The sequence below is a fragment of the Tuberibacillus calidus DSM 17572 genome (assembly GCF_000430685.1).
Taxonomy (GTDB): domain Bacteria; phylum Bacillota; class Bacilli; order Bacillales; family Sporolactobacillaceae; genus Tuberibacillus; species Tuberibacillus calidus.
This window is the reverse complement of sequence record NZ_AUMM01000008.1, coordinates 66,723-86,446: the sequence shown is the minus strand read 5'-3', so window position 1 is coordinate 86,446 and position 19,724 is coordinate 66,723. Positions and strand designations below refer to the sequence as shown.

Genomic DNA, 19,724 nt, shown 5'->3' with positions numbered 1-19,724 from the left:
TTGGGTAAAAATAGAGCATTAGTTGACCTAGACCTTCATGGTAGATGTTTGACGTTCTTACCAGAATAAAAAAGCAAACCCTATGCTGGGTTTGCCATTTTTTTAATGTAGTTTTCAAACTCTCGACTCGGAAGCGGCTTGCTATAGTAATAACCTTGCACAGCGTGGCAGCCGTACTCCTTCAACAAATTCAGTTGTTGTTTCGTCTCCACGCCTTCAGCCACGGTTCTGAGCGACAAGCCTTGACTCATCATGATAATCGCTTTGACAATGGCACCGTCCTGACTATCGGGACTTAAATTGTTAATAAACGAACGGTCGATTTTTAATATATCGATGGAAAAATCCTTTAAATAATTTAAAGCCGAATAGCCGGTACCAAAATCGTCAAGGGAGACACAAACACCGATTTGTTTTAATTCATGAACGAGCTCAATACTGTATTGTATATCCCTAAGGGTCGTGCTTTCGGTAATTTCCAAATGGATGTACTTCGGGTCAATGCCTTCGCTGTCAATAATCTTTTTAACTTGATTAACAAAATTTTTCTTTAAAAATTGCCTCACGGAAACATTGACGGAGACCGGAAAAGGCGAAAAACCTTTCCGCTGCCATGCTTTAATTTGTTGGCACGCCTTGCGCAATACCCAAAAGCCGATGTCTTCAATGAGTCCGATTTCTTCGGCAAGCGGTATAAATTGAGCGGGTGAGATGATCCCCATTTTTGGATGGTTCCAACGAATGAGAGCTTCACAACCGATGATGGACTCCGTCTTTAAACAAATCTGCGGTTGGTAATACAGTTCAAATTCGTTCTTACCTAATGCCTTGCGTAAGTATGCTTCAAATTCGATGCGGTTATAAAATGATGCGTTCATTTCTTGTTGATAATATACAACGGAATTATCCCCGCCTAGTTTTGCTACATATAGCGCGATGTCGGCGTTTTTCATGAGTGTTTCGTCATTCGTTCCGTTGTTCGGAAAAAGACTGACCCCCATACTAACAGAAAGAAAATATTCTTTTTCTTTATAAATGATCGGTTCACGGAACGCTTCTCGAATCCGGTCAATCAGTGCATTGATGGTGCGTTTTGATTTGATCTGCGGTATAAGAATAGAAAATTTATCGCCTTCAAAGCGATACAGCATTTGTTTTCCATATAATTGACCTTGAATGCGCTGGACGACGCGTTTTAAGATGTGATCGCCAACGTAATGCCCTTCCGTATCATTAATATTTTTAAATCGATCGATATCTAAAAAAATAACGGCCAATCGTTCCCCATGCTTTTGAGCATGTTCTGTTAAATTTTTTAACGATTTTTCAAACAGATGCCGATTACCGAGCCCGGTTAAGGGATCATAATAGGCGAGCCGTTCGATCGTTGTCTTTGCTTCTTTCTGGGCAGCTTGATTGACGCCGATGCTTTGTATGCCAATGACCTCACCGTCCACAACGATCGGAATATTCGTGATCTGATAGGGGATGTAACGGCCGTTACGGTCACGGATCTCGATTAAAAATGTCCGCGTTTCCCCATTTAATGCCCAGAGAAAATGGCGTCTGGCACTCATCCGGTCAGTATTTTTCACGAAATGTATACCGGGTTTACCGATCACATCGCTTTCAGAATAGCCGAGCTGGGAAGAAACAGCGGGATTGCACGTGCTAATCCGGCCGCCTTTATCCATAATGTAGATGAGGTTTGGGCTTTCACGAAATAAGGCCTGGTAGGAGGCATTGACATATTTAAATGGCGCAATGCGTTCCTTTTCATTCTCATATTGGGAAATCACAATCCAAAGGTCTTTCGGATTCCATTTTTGGCCAAGGAACCCTTGATCGACGATGACTTCCGAAAGCAGTGCTCCCGGCAATGTCGTTTTTATCAACTTTTTTAAATCTGTCAGGTTTGCTTTTGCTTTTTCTCCAGCAATGAGTTGTACAATTAGGAGCTCGGTCCCCTCCAATTGATGGGTTTGTAAAAATCGTTTGAAGGTGAGATCATCTATATAATGATGCTGGAATATTGGCATCGATTTATCCTCCAAAGCTCTAGGTGATGATGGCCGTTAAAAAAGCTTTTTTTACATATTTCTATAGTATATATCGACATTTATCCCAAAAAGTTGACAGCTGTAGTAAAATTTTTTGCAAAGGAAAAGACCGCCCGATGGCAGTCTCATTTAACCCGTGATCATCCGAGTACAAAATACCCTATGTAAAAGACGATGACAATCGCGATCAAAAGGATGGTCCAAAGGACTCCTGTTCCTTTATTCTTGTTGCCTCTTGTTAAAATCAACTCCATCATCACAATTAACAACAAGCCGAATAACCCTTTAACGGTCGCCCAAACATATTGATGACCTATGTAATAAAACGACACTAAGCGAATCCCCGTGATGATCACCAAAATAAAATCAAGCCTTAAAATCATGTGCAATACTTTTTGAACCGTCGACTGACCCGCTCTTTGAAAAAAATAGCTAGCAATAAAAAGGATGAACGCTAAGGTCCAAAAGCCAACGTGTGCGTGCAACCACATACACTTTCCTCCCTTATCGACAAAATGTCTTCTATTGTATCATAGGAAAAGAAACACCACGTGTAAAGCATGAAAGCGGAACCATAGTACTTTTTAAGAATTTGATATATTATAAAATAGAAGGCATTTTGCAAAGGGGTGTTCAAATGAATCAGTCGGAAAAGATTATTCAGCAAACGGAAAAATACGGTGCCAGAAACTATCACCCGCTTCCCGTTGTCGTATCCTATGCGGAAGGCGTTTGGGTGGAAGATCCTGAAGGAAACCGTTATATGGATATGCTTTCGGCGTATTCGGCCGTCAACCAAGGCCATCGCCATCCGAAGATTATCGAAGCCTTGAAAAAACAAGCCGACCGAGTCACGCTGACATCGCGGGCGTTTCATAATGATCAACTTGGCCCTTGGTATGAAAAAGTGGCTCATTTAACGAAAAAAGATCTCGTTTTACCGATGAATACCGGTGCTGAAGCCGTGGAAACCGCGATTAAAGCCGCACGGCGCTGGGGTTATGATGTCAAAGGCATTCCGAACGACCAAGCCGAAATCATTGCCTGTGTCGGTAATTTTCATGGTCGAACAATGACAGCGGTTACCCTTTCATCGGATCCCGAATATAAACGCGGGTTTGGACCGATGCTCCCAGGCATTAAGCTCGTTCCATACGGCGACATCGATGCTTTGAAGGCAGCCATTACCCCCAACACAGCGGCTTTTCTCGTCGAGCCAATCCAAGGCGAAGGCGGCATTATTATTCCAAGAGAAGGTTACCTGCGTGAAGCGTATGAGCTTTGCCAAAAAGAAAACGTGCTCTTTATGGCCGATGAAATTCAAACCGGCCTCGGACGTACGGGAAAACTTTTTGCTTGTGACTGGGAAGATGTGACCCCGGATGTCTATATTTTAGGGAAAGCGCTTGGCGGCGGCGTGATGCCGATTTCCTGCGTAGCGGCCAACAAAGACATTCTTGGCGTTTTTGAACCCGGATCCCACGGCTCTACCTTTGGCGGGAACCCCCTCGCTTGCGCTGTGTCCATCGCTGCGCTTGAGGTCATCGAGGAAGAAAAATTAGCGGATCGCTCATTAGAACTCGGTCAATATTTCCTTGAAAAACTAAGAGAAATCAAAAATCCAGCCATTAAAGAAATCCGCGGAAAAGGACTTTTCATCGGCGTTGAATTGCATGAACCAGCACGTCCATACTGCGAAGCGCTCAAGGAAAAAGGCTTATTATGTAAAGAAACGCATGAAAACGTCATCCGCTTCGCTCCGCCGCTGATTATTAAAAAAGAAGATTTGGATTGGGCCATCGCGCAAATCCAAGACGTCCTTAGCGCCCCTGTGGCTAAATAACAAGAAAAACGGCGAACGGCCCATCTTAATGAATGGGAGAGAAAAATGTCTACAGTAACCATTCGTTGGATGCAAAAAGAAGATGCTAGAGATCTTGTAGAACTGGATAATTTAATATGGAATGAGACAAATGCGCCGGATCCGATCCATTGGGATTCCGTTGAGGAATACGTGGAACATCGGAAAGGCCGGAATCAATTGGTGGCTGTCATGGACGGAAAAATCGTCGGTTACATCGAGTTTTATCGGCCCACACCATTAAAGGCTAACCGCCATGTTTTTGAATTTAACATCGGCGTCCACCCTGACGCACAAGGACACGGCGTCGGCCGTCGGCTGATCGAAGCGGCAAGCCGGGAAGTGCTTGCACTTGGCGGCAAAAAATTAGCTTTAAGGGTGATGGCCACAAATACGTCAGCCATCAAATTTTATCGATCCCTCGGCTTTGTCGAACAAGGCCGGCTTGTGAAAGAATTCATCATCGAAGGTCATGAAATCGACGACATTCTCATGTATAAATGGTTGTCATCGAATCATTGAAAAAGAAATTTCGCAAAAAATATAAGTTCTTGCCAGTATAAAAAAGAGATTTCCATCGGTTCATTCTCCGAAGGAAATCTCTTACCTTTTTATTGTGATGTCTCGTTTTTACATCCATCCGTCAGAAGATCGATCTGTATAACCGGTCCTTTATTTCTGTTCGGATTCTTCTAAAGCTTCTTTAAAGTAATCTTCACCTTTGAGCTTCGATTCCGGCAGGAAGAAAGTGCCGATAAAAGTTAGAATGGCAAAAACGAAGCCGAGAACAAATAATTGATGAATGCCAGAGGTTAAAGATACCTTAATGGCATGCAAAAATTCGTGATAAAGCTGCATTCCCGCTTCACCGAATTTCTTAAATCCAGCCGCCAACGCATTTTGTGCTTCCTTAGTTAAGAACGCTTGCGGATTGACGTCTTTTAATTTTGACCCCATCATTTGCTTGAGCTCAGCCGGCAGAGACTCCTGAATTTTTTCTTGGAATCCGTGATTGAGCATCGAGCCAAAGATCGGCGAGGCGATAACGCCGCCAAGGGAGCCGACAAATTGTTGGGTCGCATTGACCGTTCCCATAATTTTATATGGGAAAGCATTTTGCACGGCGACATTGAGTAATGGCATGAGGGAGCCGATTCCCAAACCTAGAATCACCATGTTTAAAATGACCGTTGGGTACTTCGTATGGACATCCATTTGCATAAATAGATACAGACCGACCATCATGAAAATCGCCGAGATATGCGATAATCTTTTATATTTCCCCGTCTTCGTCATGATTTGTCCAACGATGATCGAACCGACAATAAAGCTGATCATCATCGGTGACATGACCATGCCGCTGCTTGCCGCATTAAGGCCGACAACCCCTTGGATAAACAACGGTAAAAACATAATGGCACCAAACATCGCCATGCTGACGAATGTGCCTAAAATCAGCGAAGTCGTAAAAATACGGTTTTTAAAGAGTGACGGTTCGATAATCGGCGATTTCGCTCTTTTCTCGTAAAAGAAAAAGAAGATGAGAAAAAGGATCCCGAAACCAAACAATGATAACTCCTGAACACTTGACCAATCGTATTTGTCGCCTGCCCAAGTAAACCCAAGCAAAATCGGAATTAACCCGATGACAAGCAGAATGGAACCGACCAAGTCCAGTTTCGCTTCGTGATTTGTGCGAACTTTCGGCAAGAACAGGTACACACCGATGATCGCGAGCACCGCAAATGGCAAGTTCACGAAGAACACCCAGCGCCAGCCAAGCGAGGAATCGGTAATCCACCCACCGATGGCTGGGCCTAAAATACTCGAGAGCCCAAAGACCGCGCCAATGACACCCATCCAGCGGCCGCGCTCTTTTGGTGTAAAAATATCACCAATCGTCGCCCGCGGCATGCTCATCATGGCTCCGGCCCCAACGCCTTGAACGGCCCGAGCAATAATCAACATCATCATGCTATTGGCTAACCCTGAGATAATGGCACCGAGCGAAAACATAATGAGTCCAAATAAATAAAATGGGCGCCGCCCATACACGTCCGAAAGTTTTCCGTAAATGGGAATCGTAATGGCGGACGTCATCATATAAGCGCTAAAGATCCAAGCATATAAACTAAATCCATGCAAATCGCTCATAATGGTTGGAATCGCTGTTGATACGGACGTTTGGTTCATGGATGAGAAAAACATCGTCACCATGACCGTTGCCAAAGCCCACCATTTCTTTTTACCAGTTATCTGGTTTGTCGTTTGTAGCGCTCTCCCCTTACCTTCATCCATATAAAATCTCTCCTTTAAAGCTTCATCAAGCAGTATTTTCAATAAGAGTGCGTAAATATGTCCACCAACCGCATCAGTCTAGGATGTCCTTCATGTGATGGTCACAATTGACTGACCGGTCATAACAAACTATAATATAAACGAATTCCATACGCATTGCAATATAAAATTATTAAATCTGATGTCCTGATGATTATCGATGGGATGCTAACCGGTCAGTCAGTCAAGGAATAAAGGTGATAAAGATGAGCGATAAACGAACAACCATCATCCATGTAGCCATGCATTTATTTTCCGAAAAAGGTGTTCATGCCACTTCCATGCAGGAAATTGCTGATGAAAGCAATGTCTCTAAAGGAACGATTTATACTTATTTTTCATCTAAAGACGACCTTTTGTTTTCCATCTTTAAATATTTTCACGAACGAATGAAGTCACTCATGATCCTTCCTCCCATTGATTTACCGCCCAAAGAAAAGTTTATTAAACAAATCGATATGTTTATCCAAGAACGAAAAAATTATAAGGGCTTTTTTAAAATGATTCACCGCGAACAATTGTTGACGGTGAGAAAAGATTTGCATCAATTGATTGTCAACATTCAATTCGACATGTTTCAATGGTTGCGCACCATTTTACTCGAAATTTATGGAGATAAAGTGAAACAATATCTTCCGGATGGTGTGTTCATGTTGGAAGCCTTAATCAGCGGCTATTTAAAGATTCTCATGTTAGATGAATCGCTCATCAATGTTGACCGATTGGCGCAAACCATCGTTCATCGTGTCGACCTCATCCTTAAAGATATGATGCAGCACAATGCCGAACCCCTTATACCAGCTGATGCATTTGATAGGGCTCATGCGAAATATGTGAACCCAGCAACTTACGGCTCTGATTTTCAGACTATACTGGCAAAAATGCGTGAACGCATTGCAGAGCTTGATTTACCCGATGAGACAAAACGCGAACTTCAGGATTCCATCGAATTTATTCGCAACGAGGCGATGAAGGAAGAACGGCAAAATTTCCTTATAAAGGGCGTGCTCAATAATTTCGATAGGATTAGTCCCTTGGCAGAACTTAGCGAAAAGCTGAGGCAGTTGCTAAAAATATAAAAGCGGCCAATGTGGCCGCTTTTTTTATGAATCGCGTATACCCTTTAACTATTAAACGTTGTTTCTTCTGCGTTAAATGCTGTGGTGGTTTTTTGACTTTTAGATGCTGAGCGAAATATATTTGGTTTCTAAGTATTCTTCGATGCCTTCCGTCCCGCCTTCACGGCCAAGACCGCTTTGTTTCATCCCACCGAACGGAGCTTGAGCGCAAGACGGCACGCCATCATTCCATCCGATTATACCGTATTCAAGCGCCTCGGAAATTTTGATGCCGCGGGAGACGTTTTGCGTAAAGAAGTATGCCGCTAAACCAAAAGGCGTGTCGTTTGCCAAGCGAATCGCTTCCTCATCGCTTTCAAATTTTTGAATCGGTAAGACCGGCCCGAAAGTTTCAATATGCATCATGTCCATCGATTCATTCATATCCACAAGTAATGTCGGTTCGAAAAAGTACGTATCCTTTTCCAGATCTGCCCGACCGCTTCCGCCGACTAAGCACTTTGCGCCTTTTTCCAAGGCATCTTTCACTTGGCTTTCCACTTTTTGATAGCCATCTTTATCAATCAGCGGACCGATATCAACGCCTTCTTCCATCCCGTTGCCCCATTTTAGCTTCTTCACTTCACCCGATAGCTTTTCGATAAAAGCATCGTAAACGCCCGACTGAACATAGACGCGGTTTGCGCAAATACACGTTTGACCGCTGTTGCGGAATTTGCTTGCCATAATCATTTCGACGGCTTGGTCAAGGTCGGCATCATCACACACAATGACGGGGGCATGTCCACCGAGCTCAAGCGATAATCTCATAATGTTTTCTGAAGCCTTCTTCATGAGAAGACGACCGACTTCCGTTGAACCGGTGAACGTAATTTTCCGCACGCGCATATCCGAGAAAATTTTATTGGAGAATGACTCAGGGTCCGCACATACCACATTGAAAACCCCTTTTGGGATACCCGCCTGTTCTGCCAATTCGGCCAGTTTTAAAGCGGTCAGCGGTGTTTGTTCGGGCGGTTTGACGATGAACGTACAGCCTGCCGCCAAAGCCGGTGCCAATTTACGGGTAATCATCGCCGCTGGGAAGTTCCAAGGCGTGATGGCAGCAACCACGCCTACCGGTTGCTTGATGACCTTAATGCGATGGTTTTCCCGTTTCCCCGGGATGGTGCGTCCATACACTCGTTTTCCTTCCTCGGCAAACCATTCGATGAAGCTGGCAGCATAGTCCACTTCACCTAGGGATTCTTTCAGCGGCTTTCCATTCTCAAGCGTCATCAGTTCTGCGAGTTCCTGCTTATGTTCCATGATCAAGTTGAAAAAGGTGCGGAGCAAATCCGCGCGGTCCGAGGCCGTTCTTTTGGACCAATCTCCTAGAGCGCGGTGGGCGGCATCGATCGCAAGTTGTGTTTCCGCTTCTCCACCATTCGGCACCGTACCGATTAGCTCTCCCGTTGCCGGATTCGTCACCTTAATTTTTTCGAGGTCATGGCCCACCCATTGACCGTCAATATAATTGAGCATATCAAAACGACTCATCTACTGCCCCTCCTTTTTCTACTACTTATTATTATATTCCTTTTTTTCAACACTTAGTAACTTAAAACTTTTTTAGCATGACCGCTCCCGTCGCTTGGCAAATCACGGCTTTCCTAATCGCCCAAACCCATTCTGCGCTTGTCCTGGCTGCATTTGTAAGAATTTCTTATCAGTAAAAAAGACCCGCAATTTTTCTGTAAACGCTTTCACTTTCTTGTTGCACAACTCACAAAATCATGTTATGATAACTCCAAAGATTGTATATCGCATAACATGTGACTGATTCGATCAGGCATGGTGGTAAATCATAGGGAGTATTTTCCCTTTAGACCACCATGCCTTTTTTATTAGATGTCCATCCATTTTACTATTACAAGGTTTATGAAAATTTGGCTTTGGTAAACTTTTTCCTTCTGAGCCTTTGTTTCCCTAAAACGAGCCAAATATATGGTATACTGACCTACTAGTACAAAAAGAAAGGAAGCAACAGGATATGTTAAAAAATCTTTTTAAAAAACAACGTAATCTATCAATCATTGCACCGGTGAACGGTGATCTTTTACCCATCGAAGCGATCCCGGATCCGGTATTCAGCGATAAATTATTGGGGAATGGCGTCGCCATCGACCCAACGGATGGAAATATCTATTCCCCGGTCGACGGGGAGGTTATTTTAATTCCCCAGACGAAACACGCCATCGGACTACGAGCAAAAGATAATACAGAAATTCTCATCCATATCGGATTGGACACAGTCTCATTAAATGGAGAAGGGTTTAAGCCGATGGTTAAGGTGGGAGATAAAGTATCTGCGGGGCAAAAACTGGTTGAATTCCAATTGGACCATATTCGCACCCATGCAAAATCTGCCATTACGCCCATTATCATCACGAATGATGCTGAAGGAAACAGAGAATATACATTTACTGATCACAAAATTGCCGTGGCGAAAGAAACGGTCATTTTTACGGTGTCGTCTTAAATTTTTAAAGGGTGAGTATCAATGAAAATCGTGAAAATCTTAAACAATAACGCTGTTATTGTGAGAGATGGCGAGGAGGAAAAAGTCGCCATCGGGGCTGGCATCGCTTTTAACAAGCGGAAAAACGACATTGTCAACCCACAAAAAATTGAAAAACTATTCGTCATGGAAGAAAACGAAAAGCTACAACAATTACTCACCCGTATACCTGATGAGCATTTCCTCATATCGGAACAAATCATTTCCTATGCGGAAAAACAGATGGGCACGAAATTAAATGAACATATACACATCATTCTCACCGACCATATATCCTTTGCCATCGAAAGGGTAAAGGATGGCATCCATTTACGAAACAAATTGTTAAATGAGATTAAAATTTTATATAAGGAAGAATTTGACATCGGTCTTTGGGCTGTTGAGTTTATCAAACAAAAGCTGAACGTCGAAATGGCAGAGGATGAAGCGGCCTTCATCGCCCTTCATCTCCATACGACAAAGCCGAAAAGCAATGATTTGCAAGAGACGATTAGGCTTACGACCATCATTAAAGATATGGTGGAAACGATCAAAAGCCTCATTCCCATTGAAGTGAAGGAAGAGGATTTGGCCTATCATCGGTTGATTACCCATCTCCGCTATGCCTTAATAAGAGCCGATGAAGACATTCGAACGCTTGATAACGAGATGATCCACATGATTCAAAAAAAGTTACCCTTTTCCTATCAATGCGCCAAAGAAGTAGCCAAAAAAGCGGCAAAGGAATACGAGATTCGTCTTTCAGAACAAGAATTGGCCTACATCACGCTGCATATTGAGCGCTTGCGAAAAAAATAAAATGAAGTTGGGAAACTGGTCTACCTTTAAAACCGGTAGCGTATCATGAACACCAAGCTTAAAGGGGGTGATGATTAAAAGGGGGTAATGGAGGCAAATTCGGTCATAGCCAAAAGTTTCTGTCGATGTTGCCATTATACTTATTATTTGTCTCGGTATTGTTAAAAAAGGGTCAAAAAACGAATGGGGGTAAAAAATTAATGGTCAGTAAGTATGTGCAAAAACTTGGCCGGTCGTTAATGTTGCCGGTAGCAGTATTACCGGCTGCAGCCATTTTGATGGGGATCGGTTACTGGATTGACCCGTCAGGTTGGGGTCAAGGCAGTGCCGTTGCTGCCTTTTTCATTAAAGCTGGGGGATCGATTATTGACAACATACCGATTTTGTTTGCCGTCGGTGTCGCCCTTGGACTGGCGAAAGAACGGGATGGTTCTGCGGCCTTAAGCGGTTTGGTCGCCTACCTTGTGATCACGACTCTATTATCCACAGGAACCGTAGCCTTATTGCAAGGTGTTGATGCGAAAGATGTCGACCCGGCCTTTGGAAAAATTGGCAACGCTTTCGTCGGTATCATATCCGGTATTATCGCATCCATTAACTACAACCGATTCCATCAAGTCAAACTGCCCGACGCCTTAGCTTTCTTTAGTGGAAAACGACTCGTGCCGATTATGACGGCTGCTACAATGATCGTTGTTTCCGTCGTATTTTTCTTCATTTGGCCGCCGGTTTACGGAGCCCTTGTCTCCTTCGGTGAAGGTATTGCTAAACTCGGTGCCCTTGGCGCAGGTATTTACGGGTTCTTTAACAGACTGTTAATCCCAACCGGATTGCACCACGCCTTAAACTCGGTATTCTGGTTTGATGTCGCGGGAATTAACGATATCGGTAATTTCTGGTCTGGTAAAGGCGTAAAAGGTGTCACCGGCATGTATCAAGCCGGGTTCTTCCCGATCATGATGTTCGGTCTCCCTGCCGCCGCTTTGGCTATGTATCATACAGCCAAATCGAATAAAAAGAAAGTCGCCGCCGCTTTATTATTTGCGGCCGCCTTCGCATCATTTTTCACCGGTGTGACCGAACCGATCGAATTTGCCTTCATGTTCCTTGCACCTGCTCTTTATGTCGTGCATGCGCTTTTAACCGGTGTTTCCTTGTTTATCGCTGCCGCCTTCCACTGGACGGCAGGCTTTGGCTTTAGCGCTGGGCTCATCGACTTTGTCTTAAGTTCCCGCTTGCCACTCGCTAATAAGCCATATATGTTACTCGTTCAAGGACTCGTCTTTGCCGTCATCTATTACTTCCTGTTCCGTTACCTCATTGTCAAATTCAACTTGAAAACACCTGGACGGGAAGACGACGATGAAGCTGAGGATATCGTCACCGCCCCAGGCAAAGAGAAATTTGCCGACATGGCTGCGCAAATTTACGAAGGGCTTGGTGGCGATGAAAACGTCGTGTCCGTCGATAACTGCATCACCCGTTTGCGTGTTGAAGTGAAGGATATGAAAGCTGTCGATCAACAAAAGATTAAAGCGACCGGCGTTCCCGGAATTAAAGAAGTAGGACCCACAAGCATTCAAGTCATCGTCGGCACAAACGTCCAATTTGTTGCCGATGAAATCGCCAAGTTGCGGAAAAAATAATTCGCATTAACAAATCTTCTCCCTAAAAAAGAACTTGGGAAATGGCAGCCATTCGCCATTTCCCCTTTTTATTCCATCATGAATGGATCGCTGATGTTTGATACATCATTACAATTTCCCTTCCATTCGCATCATCCCCAATAATAAAACCGCCACCAAAATCGATTTCAATAGCATTACGCCCTCTGGTTAGTTTACGTAATCGCTCCGAATCGTCACGGCTGATTTGCTCCATTTCCATCCATTCCTTGTCAATTTTTTATCAGTAATCATCCTTTTATTCTTTTTTATTCCCTTGCTAAAAGCAAAAATAAAATCCTTCCACGTCACTCGCAGAAGGACAAATCACTAAATAGCTATTCGGTATGGGCCTTTTCTCTAACAGCCATGATTAAATATTTTTTATATTATCGAGGCGTTGCAAAATTTCAATACACTTCATTTTACTGTGATAACTTTTCATGATCCCATACTTTAAATCTTTTTGTGCTCTTGCTTCGAACTCTAAAATCCAATCTCTTTCTTCCCTGCTGTTTGCTTTTGTTTCATACATATCAAAACGATCAGGGATTGGTACCGGCGCATGAAGTTTTAAATCATTTGTCGCTCTTGCAAAATCAAAAGTCAAAGTAGAAAGATCCCTTAAAGAAATTTCCCCTGCATCATATAATGCCCGTGATATAGCCTTTATATCATCAAAAGTGGCTTTCCGAACATTATATTTTTTTGAAAGTTCTTCCCAGATCGTTGAAGAATTACTTTCAGAGACTTTTTGATCTTTTGCATTAGCAACGGATTCAACATTTGCAGAGGATGGCTTCTCAATCAATGCCGTTTTCTTATAAGCAGCATTCGAAATCCAATATTTTTGTTGCGGACAGATAGATGTGACATTCATAGTTTACCGCCTTCCGTACTAACTTTATTTAATGTTTATACTATCATACATTGTATTCCAAGGGTAATTTGTTGAAGTATTTTGGTAAGTAAATGTTCCACTTTCGCTTCCGCTAGCATCCCACCATCTAAACCAACCATCAATGATGGAGTCACCATCTAAGTCAATATATTGGTTTTGAGTTTCTGTTAATTGACCACCATTAAACTTTGCTACCGGACGATTGCCATAACCAAGTTCTACCGTAACAATATACATTTCAGCTCCACCATGGTCTTGAACGGAAGATAATTGATTTTCATTGAAATATTCATATTGTGGGTAGTTAGTTGAAATTGCCGCGTAAACTTGCAAATAAGTCAATGGTGGGGCAGAAGAATATGGCACAACAGAGGGGTTGACAGATGATTTCTGTCCCTTTAACCGAAGATATTCAACAGGTGTTATATCTACAAAATGTGCTTTGGGATATTCATCTTTAAGACTATTTAATACGTGTAATTTAAAAGAGTCGATTTGCAAACTTTTCATTAAACTTTCAGGTGCTTTGGATGAGAACTTTTCTGCTGCTGACGCTTCGCCATTACCAAAAACAATAGGTACGGACAATACGATCACTGTAATCATCACAATAAGTTTCTTCATAATATTGAGTCTCCTAAAAGTTTGAATTGATCTTTAAAGACAAAAGAAACCAAGTAACCTATATTTTATATCGTTAAGTTTATTGCAGTAATAAATAGGGAAAAAGTACTATTTTTGTTAACTTACACTATCAAACTGGTAATCAAATTATAACTAAAATATGATTGTGGCTTATTGATAAAAACCTATCGTTCGATTCTATATGACTGAATAAACAATCATTAAACGTCTACCTTCTTAGCTGTAGTAAAGATAGGCGGAAAAGGCCTTTATCCCCCAGCGAAAACAGCCTTTGACTTTCGTACACACATTTTAGTCGGTTTCTGGCTTTTTCTTCTTTGAAGGGAGCTTGGTCGTGAGCTTCAAAATGGGTGGCATCAATAGCGACCGCATCATCCGTGTTGAAACCTTCGGAAATAGTTTGACTTTTGAGGATTTCCTTGGCTTCTTCAAATCTATTTGACTCTTCCAACTTATCGACAAGTCTAGAGTAAGCCGCTTCTGAAGATGTCTTATCTGACACAAGAAAGCCACTATATCTTTTGAAAATGAAATCGTCATCTACGCGTTTGATTAAATGTTTTACTGTTGGAGTCCGTTCAACAATCCGAAATTGATTCACACAACAAAGATATTACTGGAATTATTTGAGCGGAATGGCTATTTACCAAATCAGCATTTAATTATATCATGAATATAATGAATATAGCGAATATATGGAGGTGAATAATGATGTTAAGCAGGAAGGAATGGCTGAAAAAATTTTTAAAACCCTTACAAGTACATCGATTTTAGATTCGGATTTGTCACCTGAAAAAGTTGAAAGCACGAAAATTTTTTCCGATAAGGAATTAATTGATCATCTTACAAATAAAGAAAACCTTTCCGATGAAGAAATAGAGCAACTCAAAAGATCGGCGAAATACCAAAGATTCTTAGGATAAGGTAAAACTGAATTTGAATGTTTGGCCTATAATTATCATATAGGTCTTCTTGTTATCATTGTTGAAAAACCCTCATTGATTACCCCTCCTTTTTTATCCCTTTAAGTACCAATCATTTAAGCGTGACGTATCATCACAATTTTTTAATAGAATTGTATGATGAAAATAACTAGGCTCCGCCAAACATTCACCATGTTGACAGAGCCTTAGTTACCCTAATGCTTTCCCTAATGGTTTATCAGTATAAAAAGCGTCTTATCATTGTATTCCTGAGCCTACCCAGCTACCCGGGAATGACCTTTTTAGCCATTGAGTGCCAGTTGGATGCGGCTGCCTCTGCCGGACGGCTCTGCAGGTAAGACAAACAGCTTGCGCGCTAGTCTTTCCTGGAGTTCTGGCACGTGGCTGATGACACCGATCGACAGACGTTCGGAATGCAGTTTTTCCAATGCTGTAATCACGGTATCGAGAAGCTCTGGGTCGAGCGTGCCAAAGCCTTCGTCTAGGAAGAAAAACTGAAGCGGGACCTCGCCGCGCAATTGAATCTGCGCGGATAATGACAAGGCCAAGGCCAAAGACGTCAGAAAGGTTTCACCACCGGATAAGGAAGACACAGGGCGTCTGAGCCCGCCATTTGCATCATCCCTGATGAGAAACCCGCCGCCGGAGTCGACTTCGATGGCATAGCGCCCTCTGGTTAGTTTTCGCAATCGCTCCGAAGCATCACGGCTGATTTGCTCCATCTGTTCTTCAGCCATGAATTCAACAAAGGCATTGCCGCGAAAGACATGGGCCAGCTTTTGCAAGTCCGCTTCGGTCTGAGACAAATCCGCCCGCTCTTTTTCAAGCATTACGTAACGCTCATGCCGTTCCTCAAGCCCTTTCCATTGATTCAGGCAGGTTGCCCTTGCCTCCAATGCTTGGTCACGCTCATCAGCAAGTTGTTCAAAAGCTTGCACCAAATCTTTAAATTCTCTTTCGCTGATGGCGCTGTCACCAATTTTGGCTTTCAAGTCTTTTATTTCATGATGAACTTGATGCCATTCTTGTTGAAAGTTTTGCACGACTTGTTCTTTTTCCAAAAGGACGGTTTCCGAAAGGCAGGCTTCCTTAACGGCTTGGGGTGAAGGAAAGGCTTTTTGCTTTAATGCCGCAAGGAGGGCTTTTCCCTTCTCTTCGGCTTGTTCGTTCAATGACTTCAGCAAACCTTCAAGTTGCGAAAGCCGTTTTTCAGCTTCAAAGCGCTCGGATTTCGCTTGTTCCCAGCCTTTACGCTTCTCAGCTTCTTCCCTTTGTAAGATCTCCCACTCTTCTTCCCATTCACGTAAAACATCCCCGGCTTCTCGATCATCGCCGTTCATGATGTTTTCATAGCTCGTTTTTAAAAGGGTCATTTGCTGGCCGACTTCTTTGAGATTTACTTCTAGCCGCACATTGTCTTGTTGCCACGTGCTCAGTTGTTCCGAGCGCTTTCTCATCGCTTGTTCCATGTCTTCGATGCGCTGGGTTAAGCTTTCGATTTCTTGAGACAGTTCATGGGCTTTGCGGTCTTTCACCCGAATGCGGACAGATTCGTCTTCAATCGTATTGAAGTCCAAAGGCGCATGGGCCACCGCCCATTTTTTCCGGCTGTGATCAATTTCGGCTTCAGTTTCCTGCCTTCTTTGCAGGAGAAGGGCCAGCTGTTTCTCAAGGGCTTCTTTTTTCGTTTGTAAAACCAAGCATTGATCCGATAACTGTTTGAATCGATCCATCTCTAGTTTGAGCTCTTCATCCAGTGCTAACACATCTTGTTTGATCCCTTGGAGGTCGGCTTTCGTTTCAGTCATCCAAGCTTTTAAATCAGCCTCAGCCCAGGTAGATAAATCCGGCAATGCATGTTCTTTCCGTCCCGAAGGTGCAGGAACTAAGCGGCCGTCCAGCTGTTGGATGGCTTGCACGCGCTGTTCGAGATGTGCTTGATAAGACGTACATGAAGACAATGCTTTCGATACCCATTGGCTGCATGATTTATAGAATTGGAGTTCAGACTTCACCGTCTGAAGAGCCCCCTCCTCCTCGGCCGTTGCCGGGTGTGGATGATGAATCGCCCCGCAGACCGGGCAAGGGTTGCCTTCGATAAGGCCCTTTGCCAGTTCAGAAGCGAGATGTTGGATCGTCAAGTCTTGAATCCGTTTGTCGCAAACTGCCTCTTTCTGATCGAGCCAGTCCAAGACCATGTCCAGCCCTTTTTTCAGTGCCGAAACATGGGTGTAACAGCTTTCGTAACGGGTAAAAAGCCGCTTGAGGCGGTCAACCGATTGTCCTAATGTTTTTTGATCTTTTTCTGCTTTTTCAGTTTGTTCCTTGCGTTCATTTTCCAGCTGTTGGATCTCTTTTTCTAAATCCGCTAATGCTTTGACATGATTATTGATGGTTTGCTTATCCTTGAGCGCGCACTCCACTTTATCGCGCTCACCAACCGTCACCGTTACAGCCTTTAAGGCTTCGCGCAGCTCGCTGCGTTTACCGCTTAGGGTTTCATATTCACTAGCCAAAACTTCATTTTGTTTGGAATGCTCTTGGATGACGGATTGAAGGTTTTGCCATTCCTTTTTAAGACTTTCGTAAGTTTCCACCTTTTGCACAAAATCTTCATGAATTTTTATTGCTTCCTGCAGACGATGGCGACGTTCTTCAAAGTTCGGGCGATTTTCCGTAAGGCGCTGTTCTATCTCTTTGTATTGACGGCTAGACTCCTCTTCGGCAAGAACGGAAGCCTTATAATGGCTTTCGGCGATCTCTTTTTCGGTCCGGCAGGATGCGAGTTTTTCCGAGATGGCTTCATATTCCGTCACATAAGGGAGTAAAGATACAGCCACGCGGGCTTTTTCGATTTGCTTACGAAGCGCATCGATTCTTCCGGTTTTTTCACTTAATGCCTGCTGTCGTTCAAGAGCCTTTTCAAGATCGGCTTGCCAACCGCGCAAGCGCTCTGCCCTCTCACAGCGATCTTTCATCACTTGGTATCGTTCGGTCAATTGTTGAACAAGCGCATCTTTTTCTAAATAAGCTTGCTTTGCCGCTTCAAGAGCTTCGGCGGAAGCGTCACCCAATTCCAATTGTGCGGACCGGATCGCTTCGAGTTGGGTGCGCACTTCACCCGTCCGGCGGCGAATGACATCATTGAGCCGATCGCCATACTTTTCCAAATTAAATAACCGCTCAAGCATGTGGCGACGCTCACTGCCCTTCAATGACAGGAATTCTGCAAACTTTCCTTGAGGAAGAACGACGGCGCGCGTGAAATCTTCGTGGGTCAAACCTAAAAGCGCCTGAATTTTACGGGTAACGTCTCGGTCTTTATCCGCCAGAACTTTGGGAGCATCTCCTTCGAAGTGCAATAAGCGGGAGCCAGCATTATTAAGGCCGTCCGTTTTCGTCCGCTTGTATATCCTTTCCACTCGATAGCGCTTAGGCTGATCCATGCCAAGTTCAAAAGTGTAGCTAACAGAGAGCTCATCCTCAGCATGGTTTAAAATGCCTTGGGTACCACCGGGAGCCCGTTCCACCTTCCCATACAGAGCAAGGGTCATCGCGTCGAGGAGTGTCGATTTGCCGCTACCTGTGGGACCAAAAATACCGAAAACACCGCCGTCACATAAGCGGCTAAAGTCCACTGTTTGCTTTTCCCTGAAGCTATGTAACCCTTTAAGCGTCAATTCAATCGGCCGCATCTTGCCCCACTCCTTCTTCCTCCACTTCTTTGACAAGCTCCAAAAACAGCTCGACCAGTTGGGGTTCAGGGGTAGCTCCGCCATTTTTACGGCTATAAAAGCGACGAAAGACGGTTTCCAAAGGAAGGTTCGCCAACCTCTCTTTTTCTTCAAAAACCCCTTCCGATAAAAATATCGGACGGATATGGATGATGCCATTGTGAAGGCGGCGCAGCTCCTGGATCTGGCGGATGCTTAAAGTATCTTCCAAAGTAATCTGCAGATCGATCCAAGCGTTCGCATCGCGACCTTCATCCAGCCATTGATACACTTCCTCTAAACCATTAGCTCGCCACTCGACCAAAGGTTTGCCGCTATTCAAAATAATTTCTTTGACGAAAGCAGGCTTTCCGGGTTCGACATCGATGATCGTTACCGATTTCGCCTGATTCGCTTCCGAAAAGCTATAAGCAAGGGGCGAGCCACTATAACGCGCCGGCGCATCAAACCCTTTTAACGTTTGCGGGCGGTGCAAGTGGCCTAATGCGATATATTGTGAGCCGACAGAAAGCGACGGTGGTGTCACCGTGTAAGCACCGCCGACTTGAATGGGCCGTTCCGAATCCGATTCATGCCCTCCAGCGATGAATAAGTGACTCATCACGATATTCACATCGTCCTTCTGAAAACCCCGCGCTAATTCCTTCATTAAAAAAGCGATGCGCTCATCATAGGCTTTTTGTAGGAGCCCCTCATCATGAACTTCACTTAAGCATTCATTCAGCCGGGATTCCGAAGGATATGGTAATGCCGCAATCCGTAAGATTTCCCCGGCCATTGGCACAGCGACTTTCAGCGTTTCCCGGACCGGGCGCCCCACTAAAGTAATATGGTGGGTGCGGGCAAGCGGAGAAGCCGCCTCTACCCGCTCGGGACTATCATGATTTCCGGAAATGACGATCACCGGACGCAAGCCATCCCGCGACATGATTTTAATCGTTTCATAAAAAAGCGTTTCGGAATGGGCCGGAGGATTGACGGAATCAAAGACATCGCCAGCCATGATCACAGCATCCACTTTTTCTTCTTCAACGATTTGGCACATTTCCGCCAATACTTTTTCTTGTTCGGCTTGCCGCGAGCGACCTTCAAGCGTCCGGCCGAGATGCCAATCCGCAGTATGCATGATTCGCACTTAAAT

Annotated in this window: 16 protein-coding genes and 1 pseudogene; 7 read left to right on the top strand and 10 right to left on the bottom strand. The window is 44.0% G+C overall.

Translation table 11 applies throughout. From position 1 onward, the window contains the following. Positions 1-80 precede the first annotated feature (80 nt). Positions 81-2,039 (bottom strand): sensor domain-containing protein, encoded by a 1,959-nt coding sequence (locus H532_RS17645; RefSeq protein ID WP_051263091.1) that lies wholly within the window; start codon positions 2,037-2,039, stop codon positions 81-83. Positions 2,040-2,200: 161 nt separating this feature from the next. Further along, complete coding sequence (locus tag H532_RS0102900) at positions 2,201-2,551, bottom strand: DUF1516 family protein (protein WP_027724237.1); 351 nt, start codon at positions 2,549-2,551, stop codon at positions 2,201-2,203. A gap of 146 nt (positions 2,552-2,697) precedes the next feature. Between H532_RS0102900 and H532_RS0102895 the strand changes: the two genes are divergently transcribed. Both H532_RS0102895 and H532_RS0102890 read left to right on the top strand, forming a co-directional pair. Next, complete coding sequence (locus tag H532_RS0102895; RefSeq protein WP_027724236.1) at positions 2,698-3,903, top strand: ornithine--oxo-acid transaminase; 1,206 nt, start codon at positions 2,698-2,700, stop codon at positions 3,901-3,903. Positions 3,904-3,948: 45 nt separating this feature from the next. Beyond that, on the top strand, positions 3,949-4,443 hold the full coding sequence (locus H532_RS0102890; protein ID WP_027724235.1) for a GNAT family N-acetyltransferase: 495 nt from the start codon (positions 3,949-3,951) through the stop codon (positions 4,441-4,443). Positions 4,444-4,593: 150 nt separating this feature from the next. On the opposite strand, the gene H532_RS0102885 is transcribed toward H532_RS0102890, so the two are convergent. Next, positions 4,594-6,219, bottom strand: coding sequence for an MDR family MFS transporter (locus H532_RS0102885; protein ID WP_027724234.1), 1,626 nt, complete (start codon positions 6,217-6,219; stop codon positions 4,594-4,596). A 245-nt stretch (positions 6,220-6,464) separates the two neighbouring features. On the opposite strand from H532_RS0102885, the gene H532_RS0102880 reads away from it, so the two are divergent. Beyond that, entirely contained in the window at positions 6,465-7,337 is an 873-nt protein-coding gene (locus H532_RS0102880) for a TetR/AcrR family transcriptional regulator (RefSeq protein ID WP_027724233.1), read from the top strand. A gap of 99 nt (positions 7,338-7,436) precedes the next feature. Here H532_RS0102880 and H532_RS0102875 read toward each other — a convergent pair whose 3' ends face one another. Further along, a complete protein-coding gene (locus tag H532_RS0102875; protein ID WP_027724232.1) occupies positions 7,437-8,876 on the bottom strand; it encodes an NAD-dependent succinate-semialdehyde dehydrogenase in 1,440 nt (479 codons plus the stop codon). A 493-nt stretch (positions 8,877-9,369) separates the two neighbouring features. Here H532_RS0102875 and H532_RS0102870 point away from each other — a divergent pair, with 493 nt between their 5' ends. The 3 genes from H532_RS0102870 (at position 9,370) to nagE (ending at position 12,341) form a co-directional block, all read left to right on the top strand. Continuing rightward, the gene (locus H532_RS0102870; protein WP_027724231.1) at positions 9,370-9,858 is read left to right on the top strand and encodes a PTS sugar transporter subunit IIA; all 489 of its coding nucleotides are present in this window, start codon (positions 9,370-9,372) and stop codon (positions 9,856-9,858) included. Positions 9,859-9,879: 21 nt separating this feature from the next. Then, positions 9,880-10,695 (top strand): PRD domain-containing protein, encoded by an 816-nt coding sequence (locus tag H532_RS0102865; protein ID WP_027724230.1) that lies wholly within the window; start codon positions 9,880-9,882, stop codon positions 10,693-10,695. A gap of 200 nt (positions 10,696-10,895) precedes the next feature. Beyond that, positions 10,896-12,341, top strand: coding sequence for an N-acetylglucosamine-specific PTS transporter subunit IIBC (gene nagE, locus H532_RS0102860; RefSeq protein WP_027724229.1), 1,446 nt, complete (start codon positions 10,896-10,898; stop codon positions 12,339-12,341). A 76-nt stretch (positions 12,342-12,417) separates the two neighbouring features. On the opposite strand, the gene H532_RS20175 is transcribed toward nagE, so the two are convergent. From H532_RS20175 to H532_RS0102840, 4 genes and pseudogenes are all read right to left on the bottom strand, one after another. Beyond that, positions 12,418-12,576, bottom strand: coding sequence for a hypothetical protein (locus tag H532_RS20175; RefSeq protein ID WP_155994953.1), 159 nt, complete (start codon positions 12,574-12,576; stop codon positions 12,418-12,420). A 156-nt stretch (positions 12,577-12,732) separates the two neighbouring features. Continuing rightward, complete coding sequence (locus H532_RS17640; protein ID WP_051263090.1) at positions 12,733-13,239, bottom strand: hypothetical protein; 507 nt, start codon at positions 13,237-13,239, stop codon at positions 12,733-12,735. A gap of 24 nt (positions 13,240-13,263) precedes the next feature. Continuing rightward, a complete protein-coding gene (locus H532_RS0102845; RefSeq protein WP_245566394.1) occupies positions 13,264-13,884 on the bottom strand; it encodes a DUF4879 domain-containing protein in 621 nt (206 codons plus the stop codon). Between the two features lie 328 nt (positions 13,885-14,212). Continuing rightward, positions 14,213-14,494 (bottom strand): annotated as a pseudogene (locus H532_RS0102840) (transposase); the annotation flags it as partial. A 139-nt stretch (positions 14,495-14,633) separates the two neighbouring features. Between H532_RS0102840 and H532_RS0102835 the strand changes: the two are divergent. Continuing rightward, a complete protein-coding gene (locus tag H532_RS0102835; protein WP_027724226.1) occupies positions 14,634-14,828 on the top strand; it encodes a hypothetical protein in 195 nt (64 codons plus the stop codon). A gap of 302 nt (positions 14,829-15,130) precedes the next feature. Here the strand turns inward: H532_RS0102835 and H532_RS0102830 are convergent, their stop codons facing one another. After that, positions 15,131-18,544 carry an AAA family ATPase gene (locus tag H532_RS0102830; RefSeq protein WP_027724225.1) on the bottom strand — a complete coding sequence of 1,138 codons (3,414 nt, stop codon included), beginning with the start codon at positions 18,542-18,544 and terminating at the stop codon, positions 15,131-15,133. Then, a complete protein-coding gene (locus tag H532_RS0102825; RefSeq protein ID WP_027724224.1) occupies positions 18,531-19,718 on the bottom strand; it encodes an exonuclease SbcCD subunit D in 1,188 nt (395 codons plus the stop codon). The genes H532_RS0102830 and H532_RS0102825 overlap by 14 nt, the downstream gene beginning before the upstream one ends. Positions 19,719-19,724: the final 6 nt, after the last annotated feature.

Coding starts and splice junctions, on each gene's coding strand:
- H532_RS17645 (WP_051263091.1), bottom strand. CDS start 2,039: ATGCCAATATTCCAGCATCATTATATAGATGATCTCACCTTCAAACGA.
- H532_RS0102900 (WP_027724237.1), bottom strand. CDS start 2,551: ATGTGGTTGCACGCACACGTTGGCTTTTGGACCTTAGCGTTCATCCTT.
- H532_RS0102895 (WP_027724236.1), top strand. CDS start 2,698: ATGAATCAGTCGGAAAAGATTATTCAGCAAACGGAAAAATACGGTGCC.
- H532_RS0102890 (WP_027724235.1), top strand. CDS start 3,949: ATGTCTACAGTAACCATTCGTTGGATGCAAAAAGAAGATGCTAGAGAT.
- H532_RS0102885 (WP_027724234.1), bottom strand. CDS start 6,219: ATGGATGAAGGTAAGGGGAGAGCGCTACAAACGACAAACCAGATAACT.
- H532_RS0102880 (WP_027724233.1), top strand. CDS start 6,465: ATGAGCGATAAACGAACAACCATCATCCATGTAGCCATGCATTTATTT.
- H532_RS0102875 (WP_027724232.1), bottom strand. CDS start 8,876: ATGAGTCGTTTTGATATGCTCAATTATATTGACGGTCAATGGGTGGGC.
- H532_RS0102870 (WP_027724231.1), top strand. CDS start 9,370: ATGTTAAAAAATCTTTTTAAAAAACAACGTAATCTATCAATCATTGCA.
- H532_RS0102865 (WP_027724230.1), top strand. CDS start 9,880: ATGAAAATCGTGAAAATCTTAAACAATAACGCTGTTATTGTGAGAGAT.
- nagE (WP_027724229.1), top strand. CDS start 10,896: ATGGTCAGTAAGTATGTGCAAAAACTTGGCCGGTCGTTAATGTTGCCG.
- H532_RS20175 (WP_155994953.1), bottom strand. CDS start 12,576: ATGGAGCAAATCAGCCGTGACGATTCGGAGCGATTACGTAAACTAACC.
- H532_RS17640 (WP_051263090.1), bottom strand. CDS start 13,239: ATGAATGTCACATCTATCTGTCCGCAACAAAAATATTGGATTTCGAAT.
- H532_RS0102845 (WP_245566394.1), bottom strand. CDS start 13,884: ATGAAGAAACTTATTGTGATGATTACAGTGATCGTATTGTCCGTACCT.
- H532_RS0102835 (WP_027724226.1), top strand. CDS start 14,634: ATGGCTGAAAAAATTTTTAAAACCCTTACAAGTACATCGATTTTAGAT.
- H532_RS0102830 (WP_027724225.1), bottom strand. CDS start 18,544: ATGCGGCCGATTGAATTGACGCTTAAAGGGTTACATAGCTTCAGGGAA.